Genomic DNA, 23,933 nt, shown 5'->3' on the forward strand with positions numbered 1-23,933 from the left:
TTTATTGTCGATTAACTTGGTAGACGCGGCAGCGGGCAAAACCCTCACCTGCGAATGCGAATTATTTTCATTTGTTTTTTTGCAGTTGCATTGCCGGCCCCTGCGCGGCGGCTTTCGGCGCCATGCCGATGGTGCTGGTGGCGCCGCTGCGCACGATCTGCACGGGCAGCAGCTGCGGCAGGGCGGCGGCGAAGCGGTCGAGCTGGATCAGGCTGAAACTGCCGCCGATGCGCAGCTGTGCCACGGCGGGATCGCGCACGACGAAGCCCGTGTCGCCATAGCGCTCGAATTCGGCCAGTGCCGCGCCCAGCGGCACATTGTCGAAGGTGACCCTGCCGTTGCGCCATGGCGCCACGCTGCCTGGGGCCAGGCTGGCAATGGCGGACAGGCGGCCGCCGGCGTCGGCGCTGACGCCCTGGCCGGCCCGCAGGTCGGCCAGGTCTGGTCCTGCGCCCGCCACGCGCACGTAACCTTGCTGCACGGCCACGCGCAGCTGGCCGTCGTGTTCGAGCGTATTGCGTACGGAAAACTGCGTGCCTACCACCGTCACTTTCAAGGGACCGCTCAGCACGTCGAAGGGCTGGCCCTGTCTGCTTTGCACCTGGAACAGCGCTTCGCCGTGCGCCAGGCGCACTTCGCGGCGCTGGCGGTACAGGGTGACGTGCAGCTGCGTGGCCGTATCGAGTTCTACCTTGCTGCCGTCGGGCAGCGAGACGGCCAGGCGCTGGCCGCGCATGGTGGCATACGACTGGCTGAACACGGCTTGCTGTTGCCACCACTGGTAGCCGCCCGCGCCCACGCTGAGCAGCAACATGGCGGCGGCCGCATACGGCAGCGCGCGCAGCCAGTGGCGGCGGGGGCTGGAGGAAGGCGCGGCGTGGGGCACTGCCCAGCGCGCGGCGACCTGCGCGGGAATCTTGCGCGCCACGCGGTGCGTCTCCCGCAGCTGCGCGTACGCTTGCGCGTGCAGCGCGTCGGCCGCCAGCCAGGCGGAAAATTCGGCTTGTTGCTGTGCATTGAGGTTGCCGCGCCGGCCGAACCAGCTTGCCGCGGCCAGCGCCACGCCGTCCTGCGAGGCGGCAAAGTCGGCGTACTCGCGCAAGTCCGCCTCGTCCTGCGCGGACGGGCCGAAATCGTGGCGGGGCGGGTGGGCGGTCATGGGCGCCATTATGTGGCTTCCCGCAAAGAATGCAACTGCGCCTGGCAACTGAGCATGCCCCGCGCGATATGTTTTTCCACCATGCTCACGGAAATGCCCATGCGCGCGGCGATCTGCGCGTGCGGCAACTCCTCGAACACGTGCAACACGAAGGCGTCGCGGCAGCGGGGCGGCAAGGCGTCGATGGCGGCCACGCAGGCTTGCCAGTCCTGGCTGCTTTCGAGCGCCTGCTCCGGCTGCAGGTGGCGCGGCGCGGCCGGATGCGCGGCCTCGGGCAGGGCGTCGAGCTCCTCATGCTGGCGCAAGGCGGCGCGGCGGTGATTGTCGATCAGCAGATTGCGCGCCGTGCGGTACAGCAGCGCGCGCGGTTCGCGCACGGCCGCTTCGCCCAGCACGCGCGCATAGCTTTCCTGCACCAGGTCGGCAGCAGCTTCGCGGTTGCGCAAGCTACGCCAGCAAAAGTTCAACAGTTCTTGGTAATAGCGTGCAACCACGGCGTCCGATGTATGAGTCCGCAGCCAGGAGTGCCGCATATGAGAATGATTCTCATTATATGGCATGCCGGAGTGTAGCGCTAAGCGGCTTGGCGCACCGTGGCAGACGTACAACGCTTTGCCGCTTGCCTGGCATGCGTTACCATCGGAAGTTAACAAGGAGGCAAGATGGCTATTCAACTCATCAATACGGCGCCGGTAGCCGGCCAGCGGCCCGGCACCTCGGGCCTGCGCAAGAAAGTGGGCGTGTTCAGCCAGCCGCAGTATCTGGAAAACTTCGTGCAGAGCGTTTTTGACACGCTGGGCGACTGCCGCGGCCAGACCCTGGTGCTGGGCGGCGACGGCCGCTATTACAACCGCGCGGCCATCCAGACGGTGCTGCGCATGGCGGCCGCGCATGGCTACGCGCGCGTGCTGCTGGGGCAGGGCGGCATCCTGTCGACGCCGGCCGTCAGCTGCGTCATCCGCAAGCATGGCGCCAGCGGCGGCATCATCCTGTCGGCCAGCCACAACCCGGGCGGCCCCGATGGCGATTTCGGCATCAAGTACAACATCGCCAATGGCGGCCCGGCACCCGAAAAGGTCACCGAGGCCATCTACGCCTGCACGCAAGGCATCGCCGAATACCGCATCAGCGACGCAGCCGACATCGATCTCGATAAACTGGGTTCGGTGCGCATCGAGCAGATGACGGTCGAAGTGATCGATCCGGTGCAAGATTACGCGGAATTGATGCAGCAGCTGTTCGACTTCGACGCCATCCGTGCCCTGTTCGCGGGCGGCTTGCGCATCTGCTTTGACGGCATGCACGCCGTCTCCGGCCCGTATGCGACGGCCATCCTGGAAGGCATGCTGGGCGCGCCCAAGGGCAGCGTCATCAACGGCGTGCCCCTGGAAGACTTTGGCGGCGGCCATCCGGACCCGAATCCCGTCAACGCGCAGGAATTGATTTCCATCATGGCGGCCGGAGATGGTGACAATGAGGCCCCCGACTTCGGCGCCGCCTCGGATGGCGACGGCGACCGCAACATGATCGTTGGCCGGCGCTTCGACGTGACGCCATCGGACAGCCTGGCGATTTTGGCCGCGAATGCCACCTTGGCGCCCGGCTACCGCGCCGGCTTGAAGGGCATCGCCCGCTCCATGCCCACGTCGGGCGCGGCCGACCGGGTCGCGGCCGCGCTGGGCATTCCGTGCTACGAGACGCCGACGGGCTGGAAGTTCTTCGGTACCCTGCTCGATGCCGGCATGGCCACCCTGTGCGGCGAAGAAAGCTACGGCACGGGCTCGAACCACGTGCGCGAAAAGGATGGCCTGTGGGCCGTGCTGTTCTGGCTCAACCTGCTGGCAGAGAAAAAACAGTCGGTGGAAGAGATCGTGCGCGCGCACTGGGCCACGTATGGCCGCAACTATTATTCGCGCCACGATTACGAAGACATCGACAGCGCCGGCGCGGCGCAGCTGATGGAAACCGTGCGCGGCCAGCTGGCCGCCTTACCGGGCCAGACGCTGGGCAGCTACACGGTGGCGCTGGCCGACGATTTCAGCTATACCGACCCCGTCGATGGCTCCGTGGCGACGCAGCAGGGAATCCGCATCGTCATGACGGACGGCGCGCGCATCGTGCTGCGCCTGTCCGGCACGGGCACCGAAGGCGCCACCCTGCGCCTGTACCTGGAGCGCTATGAAGCCGATCCCGCGCAACACAGCATCCCGACCCAGGAAGCGCTGGCGGGACTGATCGCCGTGGCCGAGCAACTGGCGCAGATACGCGCGCGCACGGGACGCGACGGGCCGACCGTGACGACGTAAAAAAGGGCGCCCGAGGGCGCCCTTCTTCATTGTGGCAGATCAAACCGGCATCATGCTTTTGCCGGGATGGCCGCCTGGCGGTAGTTATCCACCATCTTGTAGCGCTTCGCGTACAGGCCGAAGGCCAGCATGGCGACGGCGGCGAAGGCGGCGAAGAAGAACATCTGGAAGGCTGTCACGCTGATGCCGCTTTCGGCGATCTTGCCGATCACGCCTTCGTTCATGACGCTGCGGTTGACGATCAGCACCCACAGGTTGCCCACCGTGGTCGACAGATTCCAGAAGCTCATGATGGCGCCCTTCATCGAGACGGGCGCCTGGCTGTAGGCAAACTCGAGTCCTGTCGCCGAGACCAGCACTTCGCCGAACGTCAGCAAGGCGTACGGCAGGATCTGCCACATGATGGAGACGGCATTGCCGCTGTCGAGGGCCAGCTGCAAGAGGCCAATGACGATCCACGCCAGCGAGGAAAAGCCGATACCGGCCGTCATGCGGCGCAGGGCCGTCGCTTCCAGGCCGAAGCGGTTCAGCATCGGGTACAGCACCAGGTTGTTGAACGGGATCAGCAGCATCACCAGCATCGGGTTCAGCGCCTGCATCTGCGCCGGCAGGAACCAGCTTGGTTTTTCCATGGTGTTCGCCTGCACGATCCACGTCGAAGCCTTCTGGTCGAACAGCGAGAAGAACGGCGTGACGAGGGCGAAGATGACGAGGATACGCAGCACGGCGCGCACGCCTTCGACGGCTTCGTCGGGGTGGATGCCGCGCGCGCGTTCCAGCTGCATGGCCGTGCCGATGCTGCCGAAGGCCAGCAGCAATACCAGCGCCGTACACGCGGAAATCACGAAGCCCCATTCGGGAATGCTGTAGAACGCATACAGGGCGCCGATCACGCCGACATAGGCCACGTACAGGCCGGGACGCGAACCGCCGTCGACACGCGCCAGCAGGGCCGTGCGGGCGACGCGGGTGAACGAATCGGGGTTCGGCGGTGCCGGCGGCACGTGCACGTATTTCTTGGCGCCCATCCAGAAGACGATGGTGGCGGCCAGCATCATCAGGCCGGGGATGCCGAAGGCGATCGATGGACCGTAGTCGCGCAGGAACATCGGCATCAGCAGCGAGGCGAAGAAGGAGCCGAAGTTGATGATCCAGTAGAACAGGTCGAAGACCAGCTTGGCCTTGTGCTTGTTGGTCTGGTCGAACTGGTCGCCGACAAACGAGGCCACGAGCGGCTTGATGCCGCCGGAACCGAAGGCGATCAGGAACAGGCCGAAATAGAAGCCGTTGACGCTGTTTTCAAACAGGGCCAGGCAGGCATGGCCGGCGCAATACACAAGGCTGAGCCAGAAAATGGTGTTGTACTTGCCAAAGAAGCGGTCGGCCAGCCAGCCGCCCAGCAGCGGGAAGAAATACACGCCGATGACGAAGGTGTGGAACACGTGCTTGGCTTCGCCCGTGCGCTGGTCGATCGGGATCATCAGCAGCAGGGTGCTGATGAGGAATGGCGTCAGGATGTTGCGCATGCCATAAAAGCTGAAGCGTTCGCAGCCTTCGTTGGCGATGATGTACGGTATTTGCCGGGGCATCTTGCCCGTGGCGGTTTGTGTCTCGGCCGATGACATTGGCTCTCCCCAAGTTTTTTTTGTAAGCCGCGATGCTAAGGCCTGCCGCGTTTGCTTGCAACAGAAAAAACGGCCTGTCCGCTATTTCGCAGGGATTTGTAAGGTATTGATTTTCATAAAGACATTACTTTCGGCACTTGCACGCGCAGGGCGGGGCAGCCACAGCTGCATTTGCAGCATGCCATCCGATGCGGGACAGTCCTCCAGGGTAAAACCGCAAGCCAGGTACAGGGTCAATGCCGCGTGGTTGTCCTGTGCCACGGCCAGGCGCACGCGGCCCAGCTCGGGAATGGCGCAGGCATGGGCGATGGCGGCCTGCACCAGTTGCCGTCCCGCGCCGCGCCCGCGCGCCTGCGGCGCCACGTACACGCCCCACAGGCTGGCCTTGTCATGCACGACGGCGATCGGTTCGCGGCGCAGGCCAGCCATGGCGATCAATTTTTCCTTGTCGAAAGCGCCAAATATTATTTGGTGGGAGGTGGCGTGCAAGCGCTCGGCTATCTGTGCCAGCGGCAAGCCGCTTTCCGCCGCATGCGTGGTGCAGAAGGCGGCGGGCAGTTCGGCGATGCCGGCCAGGCGCAGCGCGCGGTAGGCGCTGGCGTCGTCTGGCGTGAGGTGGCGGACAGTGATGGCGGGCATGTGGGCGAGTATCGGGCTTCGATGCCAGAAAGTAAAGCTTGCGCTGCAACGCCAGTGTCCCTGGCCATCGCATCGGCTTGGGGTGTTACTGCGTGGCGATGCGCTGCATGGGCGCATTGTCCTTGCGCCATTGTTCCAGGCTGATCAGGTCGCCGCTGACGATGTCGTCGACGAGGATGCGCTTGCCGTCGGGCGTGACGACAAAGCTTTCCCACCGGTGCGCCGCATCGGGCGTGCTTTCGAAAAAGCTCAGCTGGTAGTAAACGACGCCATCGACGAGGCGCGTCTCGGGCGACGTTTCCATCACGGCGCCGTGCGCGCGGCCGCCGGACGCCTTTTCGATATGCGCCGACCATGCCTTGATTTCCGGCAAAGCCATCAGCGCATCGACGGCGCGCGCGTTCTGCTCCGGCGCCGCCGTCTGGCTGTTCGCGGTCGGGGCATTGTCTGCCTGCGGCGCGGATTGCTGGTGCAGGTAGAAAGCACCGAGCCCGGCGGCCAGCAAGCCGGCCAGGATGCCGGCGATGATGGTGGTTTTGGAAGAAGAGGCGCGTGGCGGCATGATGGTGAGCGTGAGAAAGAGGGACGATGGCGGCCATGCTAAAGCAAAACGCACAGGCCGGCAATCGCCGGGCTTGCCAACGGGCTTGCAAATCAACAGGCGAAAAAAAGCCACCTTCCGTAGAAGGTGGCTTTCGGGGCCGCCGGGAGGCGCTGGCAGCTTTTGGTCTGCCAGCCCTGTCCCTGCGTATGCGGCCAGTCGCGCCGTCGCCTGCGCGACTGGCCGCCGGACATTACATCATGCCGTCCATGCCGCCCATGCCGCCCATACCACCCATGCCGCCGCCCATGCCGCCGCCTGCTTTGTCGTCAGCGATTTCGCAGACCATGCAGTCGGTCGTCAGCATCAGCGAAGCGATCGAAGCGGCGTTTTGCAGCGCCGAACGGGTCACTTTGGCTGGGTCCAGGACGCCCATTTCAACCATGTCGCCATACGTGCCGTTGGCAGCGTTGTAGCCGTAGTTGCCCGAGCCAGCCAGTACGGCTGCCACGACGACCGAAGCTTCTTCGCCAGCGTTTTGCACGATCATGCGCAGTGGCTCTTCCATTGCGCGCAGGACGATCTTGATACCAGCGTCTTGATCAGGATTGTCGCCCTTGACCGTGATGTTGGCGCGTGCGCGCAGCAGGGCTACGCCGCCGCCTGGCACGATGCCTTCTTCCACGGCAGCGCGGGTCGCGTGCAGTGCATCTTCAACGCGGGCTTTTTTCTCTTTCATTTCGACTTCGGTGGCTGCGCCAACCTTGATCACGGCAACGCCGCCAGCCAGTTTGGCGACGCGCTCTTGCAGTTTTTCACGGTCGTAGTCCGAGGTCGCTTCTTCGATCTGTACGCGCACTTGTTTCACGCGTGCTTCGATCGAAGCTGCTTCGCCGGCGCCATCGATAACGATGGTGTTTTCCTTGCCCACTTCGATGCGTTTCGCTTGGCCCAGTTCGGCCAGGGTCACTTTTTCCAGGGTCAGGCCGACTTCTTCAGCGATCACTTGGCCGCCGGTCAGGACAGCGATGTCTTCCAGCATGGCTTTGCGGCGGTCGCCGAAGCCAGGTGCTTTCACTGCGCAAGTTTTCAGGATGCCGCGGATGTTGTTCACAACCAGGGTGGCCAGCGCTTCGCCTTCGATGTCTTCTGCGATGATCAGCAGTGGACGGCCAGCTTTTGCGACTTGTTCCAGTACCGGCAGCAGGTCGCGGATGTTCGAGATTTTCTTGTCGCACAGCAGGACGAATGGGCTGTCCAGCACGGCAACTTGTTTCTCCGGGTTGTTGATGAAGTATGGCGACAGGTAGCCGCGGTCGAACTGCATGCCTTCAACGATGTCCAGCTCGTCGTTCAGCGACTTGCCGTCTTCAACGGTGATGACGCCTTCCTTGCCGACTTTTTCCATCGCTTCAGCGATACGCTCGCCGATCGAGTAGTCCGAGTTTGCCGAGATCGCGCCAACCTGGGCGATTTCCTTGGTCGTGGTGCAAGGACGGGCGATTTTCGCCAGTTCTTCGACGGTGGCAGCAACTGCCTTGTCGATACCGCGCTTCAGGTCCATCGGGTTCATGCCGGCGGCAACGAACTTCATGCCTTCGCGCACGATGGCTTGTGCCAGCACGGTTGCGGTGGTGGTGCCGTCGCCGGCGTTGTCGCTGGTGCGGGAAGCAACTTCCTTGACCATTTGCGCGCCCATGTTCATGAGCTTGTCTTTGAGTTCAACTTCTTTCGCTACCGAGACACCATCCTTGGTGACGGTTGGGGCGCCGAACGAGCGCTCCAGGACCACGTTGCGGCCTTTCGGGCCCAGCGTTACTTTGACTGCGTTGGCGAGGATGTTGACGCCTTCGACCATCTTGGCGCGCGCTGCGTCGCCGAATACTACTTCTTTAGCTGCCATGTTCAATTCTCCTGAGTTTCGGGATGTATCTGTCTACAACGTGGAAACAATTACTTGACGACGATCGCCATGATGTCTTCTTCGCGCATGACCAGCAGCTCATCGCCGTCAACTTTGACGGTTTGGCCGGCGTACTTGCCGAACAGGACGCGGTCGCCCACTTTGACATCCAGAGGACGCACTTTGCCGTCGTCGAGAATCTTGCCATTGCCTACGGCAAGGACTTCGCCTTGATCCGGTTTTTCAGCAGCTGCATCAGGAATGATGAGGCCGGACGCAGTCTTGGTTTCCTGGTCGAGGCGTTTGACGATGACGCGATCGTTCAATGGGCGCAGATTCATACAAAACTCCTTAAAGTTCAATGGATAGGTGTTGCTAAATGAATACATGCCTGGCACAGCGCCAGACGTGCTTTCAGTGACCGCCGTTGAAAGCAGCCCGCAACGGTCAAGCAAACCCCATGTCATCCTGTCCTTGCCTGTATCCGGCAGTGGTGCATCGCGGCGTCGCCCGCCGCGTAGCGTTCCCTGCAGTGGCCTGGCAAGCACCATCATTTCCTGAGGATTGCTACGAAAGAGTTTGTTAGCACTCTCTACTAACGAGTGCTAATTATAGGGACGGTAGGGGGCTTATTCAAGGGGAACATATAGATAGATGCTGAGCAGAGCCTGCATCTACACAGGGTTTGCGCCAGCACAAGCCTCGTTCCCGGGCGTCAGCAACAGGCGCGACTCTAGCATGCCGTTCGGAGAGGGGGCGTTCCTGTACGCATAGGAAACAGAGTTTGACTATGAAATTTGATAAGATGATTGCAATTGCATATCAATATCACCATTCGCACCAGAAAGCACGCCATGCCATTCCCGATTTCCCATCCCGCCCTGCGCCTGTTGGGCGCTACTCTCGTCGGTCTCGCCTGCCTGGGCAATGCCGCGGCACAAACGCCCACCATCGTCGACGAGATCACCGTGGCGGCCCTGACGCCGCTGGAAAAGGAAATGTTGCTTAATGACTTGTTCAACGACCTGAACAAGGATGACGACGACCAGGAAGCCCATGTGTGGGACAACGGCGCCGACAATGGCGTGCTGGTGAAAGTCACATACAACTTCAGCAACTCCGGCATGACGGAACACAGCTTGAAGGCGCACGTGTGCCGCGACCTGAAATTCGTCGTCACCGCGGGCGACAAGTCGCAGGACCTGAGCCGCCGCACCTGTTCGCAGAACAGCGGACGCTGGGATGTGCAGGGCAAGGACCCGGCGCCCGTCGTGTATCCGCCATTCCTGTCCGACGTCACCATCGCCAAGCTCAATGCCAGGGAACAGAAAGCGCTGCTGACGGCCGCCGTGCGCACCTTGAAAGATGAAGAGGATGGCAAGACGCGCCAGTGGAGCAACAAGGGCCTGGGCAATGCGGTGCCGCTGGCAGTGCGCCTGACGCCCTCGGGGACGGACGCCAAGCCTGGCAGTTATCGCAGTACTTGCCGCGACTTGACGATGGTTCTTGACGGCAAGGGCGGACAACAGACGCTGACGCGCCGCTCTTGCGAAAACCGCTATGGCGGACTCGATATCGAACCCGATTACGTCGACGAGTAAAACGCTGCCATCGCGGCGCCGGCAGATGCGCGCACTTGGCGAAAAGCGCCGGAAAAAGCGTGTATTGTCCGCCAACTGCCCTGCATTGATGTAAATATGTGTGACAGCGGCGTGATTCGATTGACGCCCATGGAGCGTCCGCCCTATAGTGGCGGGATGATTTCCGAATTCAACGAATTATCCGACAAAATAGGCCTGCTGGCCGAAATGACCCATGCGCTGCGCCGTGAAAACGCGCAACTGCGCAAGGACAATGCCGCGCTGGCCGCCGACAACGCGCAGTATGTGCAGCGCATGCGCGAGGCGCAGGAGCGGGTGGAGGCGTTGCTGGAGAAAATTCCCGAACTGGTGCAAGCCGGTCTGGAGCAAGCCGCTTCCGAAGCGGGCGCCTATATTGGCGAGAACGAGAAGGAAGCGTAATGCCGCGTGTCGATGTCAATATCATGGGCCAGTCCTACAGCATGGTGTGCCGCGACGGCGAAGAGCGAGCGCTGCGCGAAGCGGCGATCTATCTCGATAGCAAAATGAAAGCCATCCGCGACGCGGGCAAGGTCAAGGGCAACGACCGCATCGCCGTGCTGGCCGCCCTGGGCGTGGCTGCGGAATTCCTCTCCGTGAAGTCGCCGCAAGGTCCGCTGTCGGAATTGACGATACTGGAAGTGAAGCAGAAAATCTCGGCCATGCACACGGTGTTGGATAGCGCTCTGACGCCCCAGGAAAACCTTTTTTAAGCGTGCACGCGACGATTTGTCTTTGCGATGCGCGATCAAAGGAGTAAACTTGGGTCTACCCTGCGGTGTTCGCGATTGCCATATATTCCTTGAACCATTTATGCGCATCGGTTGCGAATTTTGTTTGATGGGAGTGAGCGTCGCTCGTTCGACGAACCCGAAATTGAACTAACGTGACCACCTTGAACCGTTTGGTTCGGGATGCCGGCATAGCGGCACAGGCGGGGCCCAATTTGCAGTACCAAGAAAACGGTTGCAGCATCGATGCGCAACCGTTTTTTTACGCCTGTTGCTTTTGATAGGGAGTGAATATGAAACAATATTGGCTGATGAAATCCGAACCCGATGAAGTGAGCATCGACGACCTGATGGCGGCGCCCAAACACACCATGCCGTGGTTCGGCGTGCGCAACTACCAGGCGCGCAACTTCATGCGCGATGGCATGCAACCGGGTGATGGCGTGCTGTTCTATCACTCGAGCTGCCCGCAGCCGGGCGTGGCGGGCGTGGCCGAAGTGGCCAGCGGTGCGTATCCCGATCACAGCCAGTTTGAAGAGGGCGGAAAATATTTCGATGCCAAGGCCACGCAAGAACAGCCGCGCTGGATCAGCGTCGACGTGCGCGGCGTGAAAAAGACGGCGCTGCTGCCCCTGTCCGAGATGCGCCAGATGCCGGAACTGGAAGACATGCTGCTGCTCAAGAAGGGCAGCCGTCTGTCGATCACGCCCGTGACGCCGGCGCAATGGAAAGTCATTACCGGCAAGCTGACAGGCTAGCCTTCGACCCGGTTGCGGCCATTCTGCTTGGCCCGGTACAGGGCCTGGTCGGCGGCGGCCAGCAATTGTTCCGGCGTCTGTCCTGCGTCATTCAGCGCGAGGCCGATGCTGGCCGTCACCAGGCCGCCGCGCGACGGCGCGTGGACGATGGCGGCCGCGGCGATCGCTTCCTGCATCTTGTGCGCCACGGCCAGCGCGCCCGCGCCATCGGTGGCGGGCAGGATGGCGGCAAACTCCTCTCCGCCGAAGCGGGCCGCCAGGTCGCTGGCGCGCGGCAGCGCGGAATGCAGGGCGGCCGCGATCTGCACCAGACAGGCGTCGCCATACGGGTGGCCGAAGGTATCGTTGAGGCTTTTGAAGAAGTCGATATCGATGATCAGCAGCGCCAGCGGTTGATTGTTGCGCGTGGCGCGCTGCCACTCCAGCTGCAGGGTCTGGTCGAAGCAGCGCCGGTTGGCGATGCCCGTCAAGCCATCCGTCAGCGACAGCTTTTCCAGTTTGTCGTGGGCTTCGCGCAAAGCCCGTTCGCTTTGCATGTAGCGGCTTTGCAGGGTGGCCGAGCGCAGTGCGTGGACCGTCAGCGCGACGAACAGGGCGCTGGCCGCCAGGTAGAAATGCTCGCGCAGCACGACGAATCCCAGTCCCAGCAGGGCTGCCGTGAAAAAAATGGGGCTGAAGTTGTCAATCAGCAAGGTCAACGGCCGCGGCGGCCGTGCTTCTTCCTCGCCCGGCTGCACGCGCATGGCCAGCACCGCCAGCAGCAGGAAAGGCAGGCTGGGCAGTACCTCGCTGGGACCGGCTTCGGCCAGCGCATGCAGGGTCAGGTAATTATAGGCGCCTGCGCAGGCGGCGTAGCACCACAGGAACACGCTGAGCAGCAGGTAGAAACGCCCTTGTGCGCCATCGCGGCGGTGCGCCAGCAGGCGCAGCGAGGCGCAACAGGCCAGAACGAGGTTTTCCACGTTGTACGTCGTCACCAGCAGGCTGGCGGGTATCGGCGCGATCGAGCGCTGGTCGAAGGGCGAGACGGAAAAGATGGCCGTATAGGTCAGGTAAGCTGCCAGCAGCACTTGCACGGCGTCCAGCCATTGCAGGGTGCGCGAAGGGTGGCGGTCGCTGACGGAGGAAATGGCCAGCAGCAAGGGCGCGCCATACATGAAATAGGCAAAATCGGAGAAATACGTCGTGTCGGACGCCACATGGCTGCTCAGGTCTTGCCAGGCGGATAACGCCATGCCCACGCTCCAGAACAGCATGGCGGCCGCAAACAGGCCCCAGCCCGTGCGCACGACGCCGGGTGTGCTCAGGCTGGCGTTGCGGCAGCAGGCGGCCAGCGCCAGCAGTGGCGCCATCACGCCGAACAGGTAGCTTACGGCGGGACCGCGCGTCCCGGCCCAGGCCGTCAAGGCCAGCTGCGCCAGCACGTAGCCGCCCGCCAGCGCCAGCCAGAATGTCGTGGTCTTCCTCGCATACTGCATGGATGGGACTCCCCGCTCGAATTGCCAACACAGCATGATTGCATGCCCTGCACTTGCTGCAGGGTAAAGCGATCATTGCTCTATCGCAAGCGAAGATTCATTCCGCAAGGAAATTGTGCTGCTTTGAGGGAAAAGTTGCCGGGGGAGGCAGAATGGCGCGCCTGCCTGGCGCGCCATCGGGGGGAACAGCGGTTTTACGTGTTGGCCGGGCGGGCCTTGGTGGGCGGCGTGCCCATTACCTGGCTTTTATACGCCCACACCAGCAGCGCGATGGCGCCGACGATCATCGGCAGGGACAGCATCTGGCCCGACGTGATCGGCACGCCCAGCCACACGACTTCCCAGTCCGGCGTGCGGAAGTATTCCGTGAAGAAGCGCGCGCAGCCGTACAGCAGGGTGAACATGGCGCCTACGGCCATGCGCGGACGCTGCTTGCGCGCATACAGCCACAGGATGATGAACACCAGGATGCCGTCGACCAGCATCTGGTAGAGCGGCGACGGGTGCACGGGATACGGAATGCCTGGCCATTGCATGGCCCACGGCAGGGTTTCCGGGGCGATGCGGCCCGGCAGCTCTGCATTGATGAAGTTGCCCAGACGGCCGGCCGCGTAGCCGAGCGGCACCAGCGGCGCGATGAAGTCGAGCACGTCGAACAGGTTGCGGCCCGCCTTGCGGCTCCACAGGTACATGGCCAGGATGACGCCGAGGAAGCCGCCATGGAAGGACATGCCGCCATGCCAGACCATGAAGATCTCGAGCGGATTGTGCATGAAGTATTCGGGGCGGTAGAACAGCACTTCGCCCAGGCGCCCGCCGATCACCACGCCCAGCATGCCGTAGAACAGCATGTCATCGAGGTCTTCCTTCTTCCAGCCCAGCACGGCGATATGCGGTTGCTTGATGCGCACGCGGCCCAGGATAATAAACAGGGCAAAGGCCAGCACATACATCAGGCCGTACCAGTGCACGGCGAGCGGGCCGATCTGGATGGCTATCGGGTCGGGCATCGGGTGTATCAGCATGGAGTTTCTTTCTTTGTTTAAAGCCAAGGTTGCGTAGTATGGGGGCGCTTGCGGTTCTTTGCCTTAGCGGCCACTTAATTTATCGTGCCGGGTGGCCTATCTGCTTGCGCAGCAGCGTCAGAAAGCCTTGCAGCACGGCGGACGGATTGTCGCGGCGCCAGGCCAGGCCCGTTTCCACCAGCGGCGTGGCGTCCCGCAGCGGCCTGTATTCTACGCCCGGGCGCATCAGATTCGATACCGATTGTGGCACAAGCGCGATGCCCATGCCAGCCGAGACGAGGCTGACGATGGTTTGCATCTGGATCGCTTCCTGGCCGATCTGCGGCGTGATGCCGGCCGCGCGGAACACGCCGAGGATGGCGTCGTGCAGGGCGGGCGAGATCGCGCGCGGGAAAATGATCAAGGGCAGGGCCGGCACGTCGCGCAGGCGCACGGCGCCCGGCGACTTCAATATGTCGAGGCCGGACGGCGCGGCCAGCACCAGGGGTTCGGCCAGCACGGGCAGGTAGTCGAGCGCCCCTTTCGCCTTTTCGGGCAGCGGCGGGATCAACAGGCCCGCATCCGTGCGCCCGGCCAGCAATTCGTCCAGCTGCAGGTCGGACGTGGCCTCCTGCAACTGGATCTGTACTTGCGGATAAGCCGTCTGATACGCGCGCAGCAGCGGCGGCAGCACGCTGTAGTCGGCCGAGGAAACAAACGCCAGGCTCAATCGCCCCGCCTCGCCCTGCGCGGCCCGTTGCACCAGCGCGGGCAAACCGAACGCCTGCGCCAGCAGCCGGCGCGCCTCGGGCAGCAGGGCTGTGCCGGCCGGCGTCAGCTGCACTTCGCGGCGCGTGCGCACGAACAGGGGCGCGCCCAGCAGGTCTTCCAGGGCCATGATGGTTTGCGACAGGGGCGGTTGCGTCATGTGCAGGCGCGCGGCGGCGCGGCCGAAGTGCAATTCCTCGGCGACGGTGACAAAGTAGCGCAGCTGGCGCAGTTCAAGGTTCATATGCGTTTCCATGTGGAATAAGTTCTGTGATATATGAAACGACTCACAGACACGTGCATCATATATTTGACAGTGGGGCGCGCGCAAGGCAATCTGACGTACCCCCACTGCATGCAGGGTTTTACTGCGAATTTTTCTGTAAGCCCGCACAGTCAGGCACCAACACTTTTGGAAGGTCCATCATGCCGCAATACCGCTCCCGCACCACCACCCACGGCCGCAACATGGCTGGCGCCCGCGCCCTGTGGCGCGCCACCGGCATGAAGGACGGCGACTTCGACAAGCCGATCATCGCCGTCGTCAACTCGTTTACCCAGTTCGTGCCCGGCCACGTGCACCTGAAAGACCTGGGCCAGATGGTGGCGCGCGAAATTGAAGCGGCCGGCGGCGTGGCCAAGGAATTCAACACCATCGCCGTCGATGACGGCATCGCCATGGGCCACGGCGGCATGCTGTATTCGCTGCCGTCGCGCGACCTGATCGCCGACTCCGTCGAATACATGGTCAACGCCCACTGCGCCGACGCCATGGTCTGCATCTCGAACTGCGACAAGATCACGCCGGGCATGCTGATGGCCGCCATGCGCATCAATATCCCCGTCGTCTTCATTTCCGGCGGCCCGATGGAAGCGGGCAAGGTCGTCAAGGTGGTCAACGGCACGCAGAAGATCATCAAGCTGGACCTGGTCGACGCCATGATCAAGGCGGGCGACAGCACGGTGTCCGACGCAGACGTGGCGGAAATCGAACGCTCGGCCTGTCCTACCTGCGGTTCCTGCTCCGGCATGTTTACGGCCAACTCGATGAACTGCCTGACCGAGGCGCTGGGCCTGGCCCTGCCCGGCAACGGCACCATCCTGGCCACGCACTCGGACCGCCAGCAGCTGTTCCTGCGCGCGGGCCGCCTGATCGTCGAACTGGCCAAGCGCCATTACGAGCAGGACGATTACTCGGTGCTGCCACGCTCGATCGCCACCAAGTCCGCATTTGAAAACGCCATGGCGCTCGACGTTTCCATGGGCGGCTCGACGAATACCGTGCTGCACTTGCTGGCCGCCGCGCACGAAGCGGAAGTGGAATTCACGATGGCCGACATCGACCGCATCTCGCGCAAGGTACCGTGCCTGTGCAAGGTCGCGCCGATGACGGACAAATACCATATCGAAGACGTGCATCGCGCGGGCGGCATCGTGGGCATCCTGGGTGAACTGGCACGCGCCGGCTTGCTGAACACGACCCTGCCGACCATCCACGCGCCGACCCTGGCCGACGCCATCGCGCAAAACGACATCATGTGCACGGACAATCCGGCCGTGCATGAATTGTTCCGCGCCGCCCCGGGCGGCGTACCGACGCAGACGGCGTTCTCGCAATCGGAGCGTTTTGCGGCAGTCGACACGGACCGCAGCACGGGCTGCATCCGCGACAAGGCGCACGCCTACTCGCAGGATGGCGGCCTGGCCGTCTTGTACGGCAATCTGGCGGAAAAGGGCTGCATCGTCAAGACGGCAGGCGTCGATGAAAGCATCCTGAAATTCTCGGGCAAGGCGCGCGTGTTCGAAAGCCAGGATGCCGCTGTTGAAGCGATTTTGGCCGATACCGTGCATGAAGGCGACGTTGTCATCATCCGCTACGAAGGCCCGAAAGGCGGCCCCGGCATGCAGGAAATGCTGTACCCGACTTCGTACATCAAATCCAAAGGTCTGGGCAAGGCGTGCGCGCTGTTCACGGACGGGCGCTTCTCGGGCGGTTCTTCGGGCCTGGTGATCGGCCACGCCTCGCCGGAAGCGGCTGAAGGCGGCGCCATCGGCCTGGTGGAAGAGGGCGACTTCATCGACATCGACATCCCCGAGCGCACCATTAATTTGCGCGTGACGGACGGTGAACTGGCCGCGCGCCGCGCCGCCATGGAAGCGAAGGGCGACGCTGCCTGGCTGCCCGTCAACCGCGAGCGCTATGTGTCGCAGGCGCTGCAGGCGTATGCGGCGCTGACGACGTCGGCTGACCGGGGCGCCGTGCGCGACCTCTCCCAACTGAAGAAGCGCTGACCACACCAGGCAAAACCTACTGCGCGTCGCGATTTGCGGCCTGCGATGCTCACTGTGCATCCGCACAGCTGCGCTTCTCAGCCACAACTCGCTGCCGCTCGCTACGGTTTTGCCAGGTGTTGGATACTGTTGCGCAAGTAAGACAGCCGGCCCCGATCTGCTGCGCGGGGCCGGCTGTCGTTACATCGCCTTACAAACAACATGGTCATGGACGCGCAGATGGGGCAGAATATGCATGCCTCCTGACTACATTGCGTTACTACATTGAAACGCTTGATCTGGGCTCGTGGTGCATCTGCGGAAACACAGTAAAATGCCGCAGGAAGTAACTTTGGAGAAAAGACAATGAAACGTTTTATGTTGGTGAGTGTATTGGCCGTATCGGCTCTGGCATCGCAAGCAGCGTTGGCCAATCCGGACCTGGCGAAAGCAAAAAACTGCATGGCTTGCCACGCGGTGAGCACGAAACTGGTGGGCCCTGCGTTCAAGGACGTGGCTGCCAAGTATGCCGGTCAGAAAGACGCGGAAGCCAAGCTCGTGGCGAAAGTCATGAAGGGCGGTTCCGGCACCTGGGGCGCGATCCCGATGCCAGCGAACCCGCAAGTGAGCGATGCGGAAGCCCACACCCTGGTCAAATGGGTACTCGCACAGAAATAATCTGTGCCGCAGTAACTGCAATCAGCGCGCCGGCAATCCCGGCGCGTTTTTTTTGCCCGCTGCCTTCTGCAGATTACCCATGCCTTCCAATGTCGCCCGCACCGCCTCGTCGAGCGGCGTATGCGGCTCCTGGCCCAGCACGGCCAGCAGCCGCGCATTGTCCATGGCCAAGGGCGTTTGCCACAGATAGCGCATCTCGCGCATTTCGCGCAGGGTCGCCACGAACGGCGACGCCAGCGCCACCAGCCACCACGGAAAACGCCGGATGGCGGGCGCAGTTCCTGTCGCCTGGTCCACCACGCGGGCAATCGCGCCCGTCATTTGCCGGCCGTCGTGGTCCCAGTGGCCGCCCATGTGAAAGCGCGAGAACGTGGGCAAGGTGGCGCGCATGGCCAGCAATTGCAGCATTGTGCGTGCCACGTCGGGCAGGTAGGACCACTGGTGGCCCACGCCGTGCGCACCTGGATACAGCACGCTGCGCACGCTCTGGCCTGGTTTCACCAGCCCCTGCGAAAACCAGTTGTTGCCGGCGCGGGGGCCGAAGAAGTCGCCCGCGCGCACGATGATGACCCTGGCGCCCTGCGTGCTGGTCCACTCCAGCCGCGCTTCCAGTGCCACGCGGATGGCGCCCTTGCGCGTGAGCGGGCGTTGCGGCGCATCTTCCGCAAGTAAGTCTCCCGATGCGGGAAAGGCGTCGGGACCGAAGTTGTACACGGTGCCCGGCAGCACGATGGTGGCGCCTTCGGCAATCGCCGCTGAAATCGTGTTGTCGAGCATGGGCAGCACCAGTCGGCCCCAGTGGCGGTAGCCGGGCGGGTTGACGGCGTGCACGATGACGGCGCAGCCTTTCGCGGCCGCCAGCACGTCCGCGCGCGACAGCGCATCGCCGCGCAGCCACTCGATGTTATCGCCGCGTGGCGATGGTGTTTCTCCCCGCGTCAGGGCGCGTACCTGCCAGCCTGCCGCCAGGAGCTGGCGGACCATCTCGCCGCCGATGCCGCCCGTCGCGCCCAGTACCAATACCGTTTTGTCCATATTGTCCTCCGTGTGGTTGATGGAGCCAGTATCTGCCGCGCAAGGCTAATTGGGAATTGACGAGCATCGATCATAGGCTATACATTTATGTATGACCACCTCGATCGCCTGGGAATACTACCGTTCGCTGCTGGCCGTGCTGAAGCACGGTTCTCTGTCCGGCGCGGCCCGCGCGCTGGGCATCACGCAGCCCACCGTCGGCCGGCATATCGCCGCGCTCGAGCAGGCGCTGGGCGCGACCCTGTTCACGCGCTCCCAGCTGGGCTTGCTGCCCACGGAAGTGGCCCTCGCGCTGCGGCCCCATGCGGAAACCATGGAACATACTGCCGCCCTGATGCAGCGCGCCGCCAGCAGCCAGGGGCAGGGCGTGGCCGGCGTCGTGCGCATCGCGGCCAGCGAAGTGGTGGGCGTGGAAGTGCTGCCGCCCATCCTGGCCCGCCTGCGCGCGCGCCATCCGGGCTTGATCATTGAATTAGTATTGAGCAACAAGGTGCAGGATCTGCTGCGCCGGGAAGCGGACATCGCCGTGCGCATGCTGCGGCCGCGCCAGGAACAACTGGTGGCGCGCAAGGTGGGCGATATCGAACTGGGCCTGCATGCCCACGTGGATTACCTGGCGCGGCATGGCACGCCGCTGGTACTGGCCGATCTGGCGCAGCATGCCGTCATCGGCTACGACGAGGCGAGCCCCTTCGTGCGCAACGCGGGCGCGGCTTTCAACGGATTTGCGCGGGAAAATTTCGCCTGGCGCAGCGACAGCGACCTGGCGCAACTGGCCCTGATACGCGCGGGCGCCGGCATCGGCGTGTGCCAGGCGGGTTTGGCTGCGCGCGATCCAGCCCTGCGGCGCGTGTTGCCGCAAGCGTTTGCGCTACCGATGGAAACCTGGGTCACCATGCATGAAGACTTGCGCGGCAGCCTGCGCTGCCGCGCCACCTTCGACGCGCTGGCCGAAGGGTTACTGGCTTATGTAGCCGGGCAGCAAGAACCGTAGCGAGCGGATGTGAGTTGTGGCTGAGAAGCGGAGCTGTGCGAATGCACAGTGAGCATCGCAGGCCGCAAATCGCGCCGCGCAGTAGGTTCTATTATTTGACCACTTCCATCTTGGTCTTCTTGCCGTCACGGTAGGTGAACAAGGTCAGCGCGCCATCCTTGATGTCGCCGTTGCCGTCGAACGAGATCGGGCCCGTCACGCCCTGGTAGTGCACCTTGGCCAGGAAAGGCAGGTAGACGGATGGTTTCGACGATTTCGCGTCGGCCATGGCGGTGGCCATGGTCATCACGGCATCGTAGACGTATGGCGCGTACAGCTGCACTTCCATATTGTATTTCTGCTTGTAGCGGGCGCGGAAGTCGTCCATGCCTTTTTGCTGCGCGCCCGTCACGCCGCCCGCTTCCGCGCAGGTGACCATGTCTTCGCCCACGGCGTCGCCTGCCAGCTTGCCCAGCGGCTCCGTGCACAAGCCATCGCCGCCCATGAACTTGGCCTTGATGCCCAGCGCTTTCATCTGGCGCAGCATGGGGCCGCCCACGGAGTCCATGCCGCCAAAGAAGATCAGGTCGGGATTTTTCGACTTGATGCTGGTCAGGATGGCATTGAAGTCCGTCGCGTTGGCATTGGTAAATTCCTTGCCGACGATTTGCACGCCTGGGGCCGCCTTCTTGGCGCCCTTGACGAATTGTTCCGCCACGCCCTGGCCGTATGCCGTGCGGTCATCGATGACGGCGATTTTCTTCGCCTGCAGCTTGCCCACGGCATACGCGCCCAACGTTCCACCCAGCTTGTTGTCATTGGCGACGACGCGGAAGGCCGTGTTGAATTTCTGCTGGGTATACGTCGGGTTGGTGGCCGCCGGTGAAATCTGTGGAATGCCGGCATTGAAGTAAATGCGCGAGGCGGGAATCGTCGTGCCCGAATTCAGGTGGCCGACCACGCCGTTGACCTTGGCGTCGACCAGCTTTTGCGCCACGGCCGTGCCCTGCTTGGGATCGGCTGCGTCATCTTCGGGCACCAGCACGAATTTCACGGCTTTGCCGTCGATCTTGAACCCTTTGGCGTTCAAATCCTCGATGGCCATCTTGGCCGCGTTCTCGTTATCCTTGCCCAGGTGGGAGCTGGCGCCAGAGACCGGGGCGACGTGGCCGATCTTGATGATTTCCTGTGCGCCCGCATGGCCGGCAAAGGCAAGGGCGACGGCGAGAGGAAGGACTTTGGTCTTGAGCAGCATAAACATTCTCCAATGGATAAAGATACGGCGGCGTCTCGTGAAAACCGCTTCGACAGGCGGTACGTGTGAAGAAAGGTACAACAAAAAACAGGCGGCGCAAAGCCGCATTTCGGGCTTTTTACATTTTGTCGCAACAATCACCAAAGTGAGGCGCGATGCACCGATTTCGCAGGCGCGAGCGCACCAAAGAATGGCGTTGCAAGAAGGAATAGGGTAGATGGGTAGGTCGGGTTAGCGCGCAGCGCGTAACCCGACGATGCGCAGCAAGTTTAGGGTTGCAGCGCCTGTGAGGGAGGGTGCAAATGCCCCAGTTCGTGGCTCACCGCATGCGCGACGATCTGCTCCAGCGACTGCTGCAGATCTTCGCGCAGGGCGCCGCGCATGCCGATCAGGGCGTTTTGCAGGGCCGTCTGCAGGACGTGGGCGATGCGCTCTTCCAGCAGATGGTCGATCTTGCCCTGCACCTGGTGCAGGATGCGTTGCGTCAGCCGCTGTTCGATGGCGTCCCAGTCGGGTTGCGCCACCGTTGGCGGCAACGCCGGCGCTGCATCGACAATAGGCTCGACTGGCATGGCGGGCGCCGCCTCCGGTCCCAGCAGCACCTCCGTCAGCAGGGGGATGCCCTGGTCGAATGGCGGTTGATTCATGTCTTCCCTGCCACGAAGTGGGTCGGCTGCACGTTTTGCTGGCGGTAATGCAGGAAGCGCTGGCGGCCCGCCTGCGCATCTTGCTCATCGATGGAGACGATCTCGAAGACGCGCTGGAATTGCGCGTAATTGGCGGGAGGCAATTGCGACAGGTTGACGAGGATGTCGTGGTGCGGCAGCTCGGCCGCTTCGTCATCGGTCAGGATGATGGGCGTCTGCGCCGCCAGCGGATCGCCGGCCAGCACGTGGGGCAGGAAATCCGTGGCGGAAATGGTCCACATGGCGCTGTTCAAGGCGTCGAGCTGGGCGCTGTCGGCCGCCAGCACGACGACCTTGTTGCCGGCCATGTAGGCCTTGCGGGCCAGGCGGCAGGCGTAGGCCAGCTTGTCCGGCACATTGCTGTGAAAATCGACGCGGCTCATGGCGATCAAGCGGCCATGCCGCTGTGGCGCAGCAGGGCGTCGATGGACGGCTCGCGGCCACGGAAGGCCGTGAACGATTCCAGCGCGGGGCGCGAGCCGCCGACGGACAGGATTTCTTGCAGGTAGCGCTTGCCCGCCGCCGTGGTGGCGGCCGGTCCCAGCGCCCTGGCTTCTTCAAACGCTGCATACGCGTCGGCGGACAGCACCTCGGCCCATTTGTAGCTGTAGTAGCCAGCCGCGTAGCCGCCGGAGAAGATATGTCCAAAGGCATTCTGGAAGCGGTTGAACGGGGGGGGGATGAGCAACGCGAACTTGGCGCGCACGCCGTCGATCAGCTGCTGCACGCTCTGGCCCGTGCTGGCATCGTAGTCATAGTGCAAATGCATGTCGAGCAAGGAAAACTCCACCTGGCGCAGGGTTTGCAAGCCGGACTGGAAATTCTTGGCGGCCAGCATCTTGTCGTACAGCGCGCGCGGCAGCGGCGCGCCCGTGACGGCATGGGCCGTCATGTGCTCGAGCACGTCCCATTCCCAGCAAAAGTTTTCCATGAATTGCGACGGCAGTTCCACGGCATCCCATTCGACGCCGGAAATGCCCGACACGCCCAGCTCGTCGACCACCGTCAACATGTGGTGCAGGCCGTGGCCGAATTCGTGGAACAGGGTGATCACTTCATCGTGCGTGAACAGGGCTGGCTGTACCTTGCCGTCGACCACGGCCGGTTCCGTGAAGTTGCAGGTGAGATAAGCGATCGGCGTTTGCACGTGTTGCGCGTCGGCGCGTCGGCCGCGCGCGTCGTCCATCCATGCGCCGCCGCTTTTCCCCGCGCGCGCATACAGGTCCAGGTAGAACTGGCCGACCAGTATGCCGTCGCGCTCGATGCGGTAGAAACGCACGTCCGGGTGCCACACGGGCGCCGTATCGGGCTTGATCTCGACCGCGAACAGGTTCTGGATCTGGCGGAACAGGCCGTCGATCACCTTGTGTTCAGGGAAGTACTGTTTGACTTCCTGGGCCGAGAACGCGTAGCGGCGTTCCTGCAGTTTTTCGGAAGCGTAAGGCACGTCCCACGCTTGCAGTTCGGCAATGCCCAGCTCTTCCTTCGCGAATTGTTTTAGTTCTGCCAAGTCCTTCTCGGCGAACGGGCGCGCGCGTTTCGCCAGGTCTTCCAGGAAGGCGATCACTTGCGCGGGCGAGGTGGCCATCTTGGAGACCAGCGACACTTCGGCGAAATTGGCGTAGCCGAGCAGCTGTGCTTCTTCGTTGCGCAACCGCAACAGGGTAACGATGTTGTGCGTATTGTCCCAGTCCTCTTTTTTGCTGAAGACGTCGCCCTGGTCCGAGGCCTTGGTGGCGTTGGCGCGGTAGATGGTTTCGCGCAGCGCGCGGTTGTCGGCAAATTGCAGGATCGGGTAATAGGACGGGAAGTGCAGCGAGAATTCATAGCCCGCTTTGCCCGCTTTTTCGGCGGCGGCGCGCGCGGCCGCCTTCACGTCGTCGGGCAAGCCGGCCAGTTCAGCTTCGCTCTCGACCAGCAGCTTGTAGTCATTGGTGGCGTCGAGCACGTTTTCGGAAAAACGCGTCGAGACGGCCGCATGTTCTTCCTGGATGGCGCCAAAGCGCTCTTTCTTGTCCTCGGGCAACTCGGCGCCACCGAGGCGGAAATCGCGCACGGCATTGTCGACGATGCGGCGGCGCGCGGGCGACAGGCTGGCGAAATCGGCGCGCGCCTGCAGTTGCTTGTATTTGCCGAAGAGGATTTCGTTCTGGCCCAGCTCGGTCCAGAATTCCGTCACCTTGGGCTGGTTCGCATTGTAGGTGGCGCGCAGTTCCGGCGTATCGACCACGCTGTTGAGGTGGTTGACGATGCTCCAGGCGCGGCCCAGGGTTTCGGCGATCTGGTCCTGGGGGGCGACGAAGTTTTCCCAGCTCACTTCTTCCATGGGCGCTTCCAGCCGCGCCACCGTGGCGCGCGCCTGGGCCAGCAAGGTATCGATGGCAGGCGTGACATGCTCGTGCGTAATCGCGTCGAAGCGTGGCAGGCCGGAAAAATCAAGCAGGGGATTGGTAGTCATCGTCGGTTCCATATATTAAAAGGGGCGGTCAGGCCGCCCCGGTGTT

The 23,933-nt window shown here is 62.9% G+C and carries 23 protein-coding genes and 1 other RNA gene; 9 read left to right on the forward strand and 15 right to left on the reverse strand.

Translation table 11 applies throughout. The annotated features are described in order from the left end of the window. Positions 1-67: 67 nt before the first annotated feature. Positions 68-1,159, reverse strand: a complete 1,092-nt coding sequence (locus tag BLT98_RS12895) for a FecR family protein (protein ID WP_211614941.1) — start codon at positions 1,157-1,159, stop codon at positions 68-70. Between the two features lie 8 nt (positions 1,160-1,167). Beyond that, positions 1,168-1,653, reverse strand: coding sequence for a sigma-70 family RNA polymerase sigma factor (locus BLT98_RS12900; RefSeq protein ID WP_170846370.1), 486 nt, complete (start codon positions 1,651-1,653; stop codon positions 1,168-1,170). A gap of 168 nt (positions 1,654-1,821) precedes the next feature. Between BLT98_RS12900 and BLT98_RS12905 the strand changes: the two genes are divergently transcribed. Next, entirely contained in the window at positions 1,822-3,465 is a 1,644-nt protein-coding gene (locus BLT98_RS12905) for an alpha-D-glucose phosphate-specific phosphoglucomutase (RefSeq protein ID WP_092608275.1), read from the forward strand. Between the two features lie 50 nt (positions 3,466-3,515). Here the strand turns inward: BLT98_RS12905 and BLT98_RS12910 are convergent, their stop codons facing one another. The 5 genes from BLT98_RS12910 to groES form a co-directional block, all read right to left on the reverse strand. Continuing rightward, the gene (locus BLT98_RS12910; RefSeq protein ID WP_034786545.1) at positions 3,516-5,090 is read right to left on the reverse strand and encodes a POT-type proton-dependent oligopeptide transporter; all 1,575 of its coding nucleotides are present in this window, start codon (positions 5,088-5,090) and stop codon (positions 3,516-3,518) included. An 81-nt stretch (positions 5,091-5,171) separates the two neighbouring features. Then, positions 5,172-5,729: a GNAT family N-acetyltransferase gene (locus BLT98_RS12915; RefSeq protein ID WP_170846371.1), complete on the reverse strand. Its 558-nt coding sequence runs from the start codon at positions 5,727-5,729 to the stop codon at positions 5,172-5,174. Positions 5,730-5,814: 85 nt separating this feature from the next. Then, complete coding sequence (locus BLT98_RS12920) at positions 5,815-6,291, reverse strand: hypothetical protein (protein WP_244517475.1); 477 nt, start codon at positions 6,289-6,291, stop codon at positions 5,815-5,817. Positions 6,292-6,523: 232 nt separating this feature from the next. Continuing rightward, positions 6,524-8,173, reverse strand: a complete 1,650-nt coding sequence (gene groL, locus BLT98_RS12925; protein ID WP_034786546.1) for a chaperonin GroEL — start codon at positions 8,171-8,173, stop codon at positions 6,524-6,526. Between the two features lie 50 nt (positions 8,174-8,223). Continuing rightward, the gene (groES, locus tag BLT98_RS12930) at positions 8,224-8,514 is read right to left on the reverse strand and encodes a co-chaperone GroES (protein ID WP_010400979.1); all 291 of its coding nucleotides are present in this window, start codon (positions 8,512-8,514) and stop codon (positions 8,224-8,226) included. A 513-nt stretch (positions 8,515-9,027) separates the two neighbouring features. Here groES and BLT98_RS12935 point away from each other — a divergent pair. The 5 genes from BLT98_RS12935 to BLT98_RS12955 all read left to right on the forward strand — a co-directional run bounded on the left by BLT98_RS12935 (position 9,028) and on the right by BLT98_RS12955 (position 11,281). Beyond that, positions 9,028-9,774: a hypothetical protein gene (locus BLT98_RS12935; protein WP_139179246.1), complete on the forward strand. Its 747-nt coding sequence runs from the start codon at positions 9,028-9,030 to the stop codon at positions 9,772-9,774. 156 nt (positions 9,775-9,930) lie between these two features. Next, entirely contained in the window at positions 9,931-10,194 is a 264-nt protein-coding gene (locus tag BLT98_RS12940) for a DUF904 domain-containing protein (RefSeq protein WP_092608284.1), read from the forward strand. Beyond that, the gene (locus BLT98_RS12945; protein ID WP_034747344.1) at positions 10,194-10,505 is read left to right on the forward strand and encodes a cell division protein ZapA; all 312 of its coding nucleotides are present in this window, start codon (positions 10,194-10,196) and stop codon (positions 10,503-10,505) included. The genes BLT98_RS12940 and BLT98_RS12945 overlap by 1 nt, the downstream gene beginning before the upstream one ends. A 54-nt stretch (positions 10,506-10,559) precedes the next feature. Further along, positions 10,560-10,737, forward strand: a non-coding RNA gene (gene ssrS, locus BLT98_RS12950) — 6S RNA. A gap of 79 nt (positions 10,738-10,816) precedes the next feature. Further along, entirely contained in the window at positions 10,817-11,281 is a 465-nt protein-coding gene (locus tag BLT98_RS12955) for an EVE domain-containing protein (RefSeq protein WP_034786549.1), read from the forward strand. Here BLT98_RS12955 and BLT98_RS12960 read toward each other — a convergent pair. The 3 genes from BLT98_RS12960 to BLT98_RS12970 form a co-directional block, all read right to left on the reverse strand. Continuing rightward, positions 11,278-12,795, reverse strand: a complete 1,518-nt coding sequence (locus BLT98_RS12960; protein WP_092608287.1) for a GGDEF domain-containing protein — start codon at positions 12,793-12,795, stop codon at positions 11,278-11,280. The genes BLT98_RS12955 and BLT98_RS12960 overlap by 4 nt on opposite strands. 158 nt (positions 12,796-12,953) lie before the next feature. Then, positions 12,954-13,784 carry a prolipoprotein diacylglyceryl transferase gene (lgt, locus tag BLT98_RS12965; protein WP_034786551.1) on the reverse strand — a complete coding sequence of 277 codons (831 nt, stop codon included), beginning with the start codon at positions 13,782-13,784 and terminating at the stop codon, positions 12,954-12,956. 79 nt (positions 13,785-13,863) lie between these two features. Further along, positions 13,864-14,775 (reverse strand): LysR family transcriptional regulator, encoded by a 912-nt coding sequence (locus tag BLT98_RS12970; protein WP_092608290.1) that lies wholly within the window; start codon positions 14,773-14,775, stop codon positions 13,864-13,866. A 182-nt stretch (positions 14,776-14,957) separates the two neighbouring features. Here BLT98_RS12970 and ilvD point away from each other — a divergent pair, with 182 nt between their 5' ends. Then, entirely contained in the window at positions 14,958-16,823 is a 1,866-nt protein-coding gene (ilvD, locus tag BLT98_RS12975) for a dihydroxy-acid dehydratase (RefSeq protein ID WP_070281371.1), read from the forward strand. Between the two features lie 345 nt (positions 16,824-17,168). Continuing rightward, positions 17,169-17,480, forward strand: a complete 312-nt coding sequence (locus tag BLT98_RS12980; protein WP_034786554.1) for a c-type cytochrome — start codon at positions 17,169-17,171, stop codon at positions 17,478-17,480. 21 nt (positions 17,481-17,501) lie between these two features. On the opposite strand, the gene BLT98_RS12985 is transcribed toward BLT98_RS12980, so the two are convergent. Continuing rightward, entirely contained in the window at positions 17,502-18,515 is a 1,014-nt protein-coding gene (locus BLT98_RS12985; RefSeq protein ID WP_092608293.1) for an NAD-dependent epimerase/dehydratase family protein, read from the reverse strand. Positions 18,516-18,606: 91 nt separating this feature from the next. Here BLT98_RS12985 and BLT98_RS12990 point away from each other — a divergent pair, with 91 nt between their 5' ends. After that, the gene (locus BLT98_RS12990; protein WP_092608296.1) at positions 18,607-19,509 is read left to right on the forward strand and encodes a LysR family transcriptional regulator; all 903 of its coding nucleotides are present in this window, start codon (positions 18,607-18,609) and stop codon (positions 19,507-19,509) included. 91 nt (positions 19,510-19,600) lie between these two features. On the opposite strand, the gene BLT98_RS12995 is transcribed toward BLT98_RS12990, so the two are convergent. The 4 genes from BLT98_RS12995 to BLT98_RS13010 form a co-directional block, all read right to left on the reverse strand. Then, positions 19,601-20,743 carry a branched-chain amino acid ABC transporter substrate-binding protein gene (locus BLT98_RS12995; RefSeq protein WP_092608299.1) on the reverse strand — a complete coding sequence of 381 codons (1,143 nt, stop codon included), beginning with the start codon at positions 20,741-20,743 and terminating at the stop codon, positions 19,601-19,603. A gap of 269 nt (positions 20,744-21,012) precedes the next feature. Next, complete coding sequence (locus tag BLT98_RS13000) at positions 21,013-21,390, reverse strand: hypothetical protein (RefSeq protein WP_092608302.1); 378 nt, start codon at positions 21,388-21,390, stop codon at positions 21,013-21,015. After that, entirely contained in the window at positions 21,387-21,812 is a 426-nt protein-coding gene (locus BLT98_RS13005; protein ID WP_092608721.1) for a DNA polymerase III subunit chi, read from the reverse strand. The genes BLT98_RS13000 and BLT98_RS13005 overlap by 4 nt, the downstream gene beginning before the upstream one ends. A 5-nt stretch (positions 21,813-21,817) precedes the next feature. Continuing rightward, positions 21,818-23,887, reverse strand: a complete 2,070-nt coding sequence (locus BLT98_RS13010) for a M3 family metallopeptidase (protein ID WP_092608305.1) — start codon at positions 23,885-23,887, stop codon at positions 21,818-21,820. Positions 23,888-23,933: the final 46 nt, after the last annotated feature.

It is taken from the genome of Janthinobacterium sp. YR213 (assembly GCF_900099875.1).
GTDB classification, from domain to species: Bacteria; Pseudomonadota; Gammaproteobacteria; order Burkholderiales; family Burkholderiaceae_D; genus Janthinobacterium; species Janthinobacterium lividum.

What these genes read in the sequence shown, in the direction of transcription:
- BLT98_RS12895 (WP_211614941.1), bottom strand. Translation starts at nt 1,159, where the DNA reads ATGACCGCCCACCCGCCCCGCCACGATTTCGGCCCGTCCGCGCAGGAC.
- BLT98_RS12905 (WP_092608275.1), top strand. Translation starts at nt 1,822, where the DNA reads ATGGCTATTCAACTCATCAATACGGCGCCGGTAGCCGGCCAGCGGCCC.
- BLT98_RS12910 (WP_034786545.1), bottom strand. Translation starts at nt 5,090, where the DNA reads ATGTCATCGGCCGAGACACAAACCGCCACGGGCAAGATGCCCCGGCAA.
- BLT98_RS12915 (WP_170846371.1), bottom strand. Translation starts at nt 5,729, where the DNA reads ATGCCCGCCATCACTGTCCGCCACCTCACGCCAGACGACGCCAGCGCC.
- BLT98_RS12920 (WP_244517475.1), bottom strand. Translation starts at nt 6,291, where the DNA reads ATGCCGCCACGCGCCTCTTCTTCCAAAACCACCATCATCGCCGGCATC.
- groL (WP_034786546.1), bottom strand. Translation starts at nt 8,173, where the DNA reads ATGGCAGCTAAAGAAGTAGTATTCGGCGACGCAGCGCGCGCCAAGATG.
- groES (WP_010400979.1), bottom strand. Translation starts at nt 8,514, where the DNA reads ATGAATCTGCGCCCATTGAACGATCGCGTCATCGTCAAACGCCTCGAC.
- BLT98_RS12935 (WP_139179246.1), top strand. Translation starts at nt 9,028, where the DNA reads ATGCCATTCCCGATTTCCCATCCCGCCCTGCGCCTGTTGGGCGCTACT.
- BLT98_RS12940 (WP_092608284.1), top strand. Translation starts at nt 9,931, where the DNA reads ATGATTTCCGAATTCAACGAATTATCCGACAAAATAGGCCTGCTGGCC.
- BLT98_RS12945 (WP_034747344.1), top strand. Translation starts at nt 10,194, where the DNA reads ATGCCGCGTGTCGATGTCAATATCATGGGCCAGTCCTACAGCATGGTG.
- BLT98_RS12955 (WP_034786549.1), top strand. Translation starts at nt 10,817, where the DNA reads ATGAAACAATATTGGCTGATGAAATCCGAACCCGATGAAGTGAGCATC.
- BLT98_RS12960 (WP_092608287.1), bottom strand. Translation starts at nt 12,795, where the DNA reads ATGCTGTGTTGGCAATTCGAGCGGGGAGTCCCATCCATGCAGTATGCG.
- lgt (WP_034786551.1), bottom strand. Translation starts at nt 13,784, where the DNA reads ATGCTGATACACCCGATGCCCGACCCGATAGCCATCCAGATCGGCCCG.
- BLT98_RS12970 (WP_092608290.1), bottom strand. Translation starts at nt 14,775, where the DNA reads ATGAACCTTGAACTGCGCCAGCTGCGCTACTTTGTCACCGTCGCCGAG.
- ilvD (WP_070281371.1), top strand. Translation starts at nt 14,958, where the DNA reads ATGCCGCAATACCGCTCCCGCACCACCACCCACGGCCGCAACATGGCT.
- BLT98_RS12980 (WP_034786554.1), top strand. Translation starts at nt 17,169, where the DNA reads ATGAAACGTTTTATGTTGGTGAGTGTATTGGCCGTATCGGCTCTGGCA.
- BLT98_RS12985 (WP_092608293.1), bottom strand. Translation starts at nt 18,515, where the DNA reads ATGGACAAAACGGTATTGGTACTGGGCGCGACGGGCGGCATCGGCGGC.
- BLT98_RS12990 (WP_092608296.1), top strand. Translation starts at nt 18,607, where the DNA reads ATGACCACCTCGATCGCCTGGGAATACTACCGTTCGCTGCTGGCCGTG.
- BLT98_RS12995 (WP_092608299.1), bottom strand. Translation starts at nt 20,743, where the DNA reads ATGCTGCTCAAGACCAAAGTCCTTCCTCTCGCCGTCGCCCTTGCCTTT.
- BLT98_RS13000 (WP_092608302.1), bottom strand. Translation starts at nt 21,390, where the DNA reads ATGAATCAACCGCCATTCGACCAGGGCATCCCCCTGCTGACGGAGGTG.
- BLT98_RS13005 (WP_092608721.1), bottom strand. Translation starts at nt 21,812, where the DNA reads ATGAGCCGCGTCGATTTTCACAGCAATGTGCCGGACAAGCTGGCCTAC.
- BLT98_RS13010 (WP_092608305.1), bottom strand. Translation starts at nt 23,887, where the DNA reads ATGACTACCAATCCCCTGCTTGATTTTTCCGGCCTGCCACGCTTCGAC.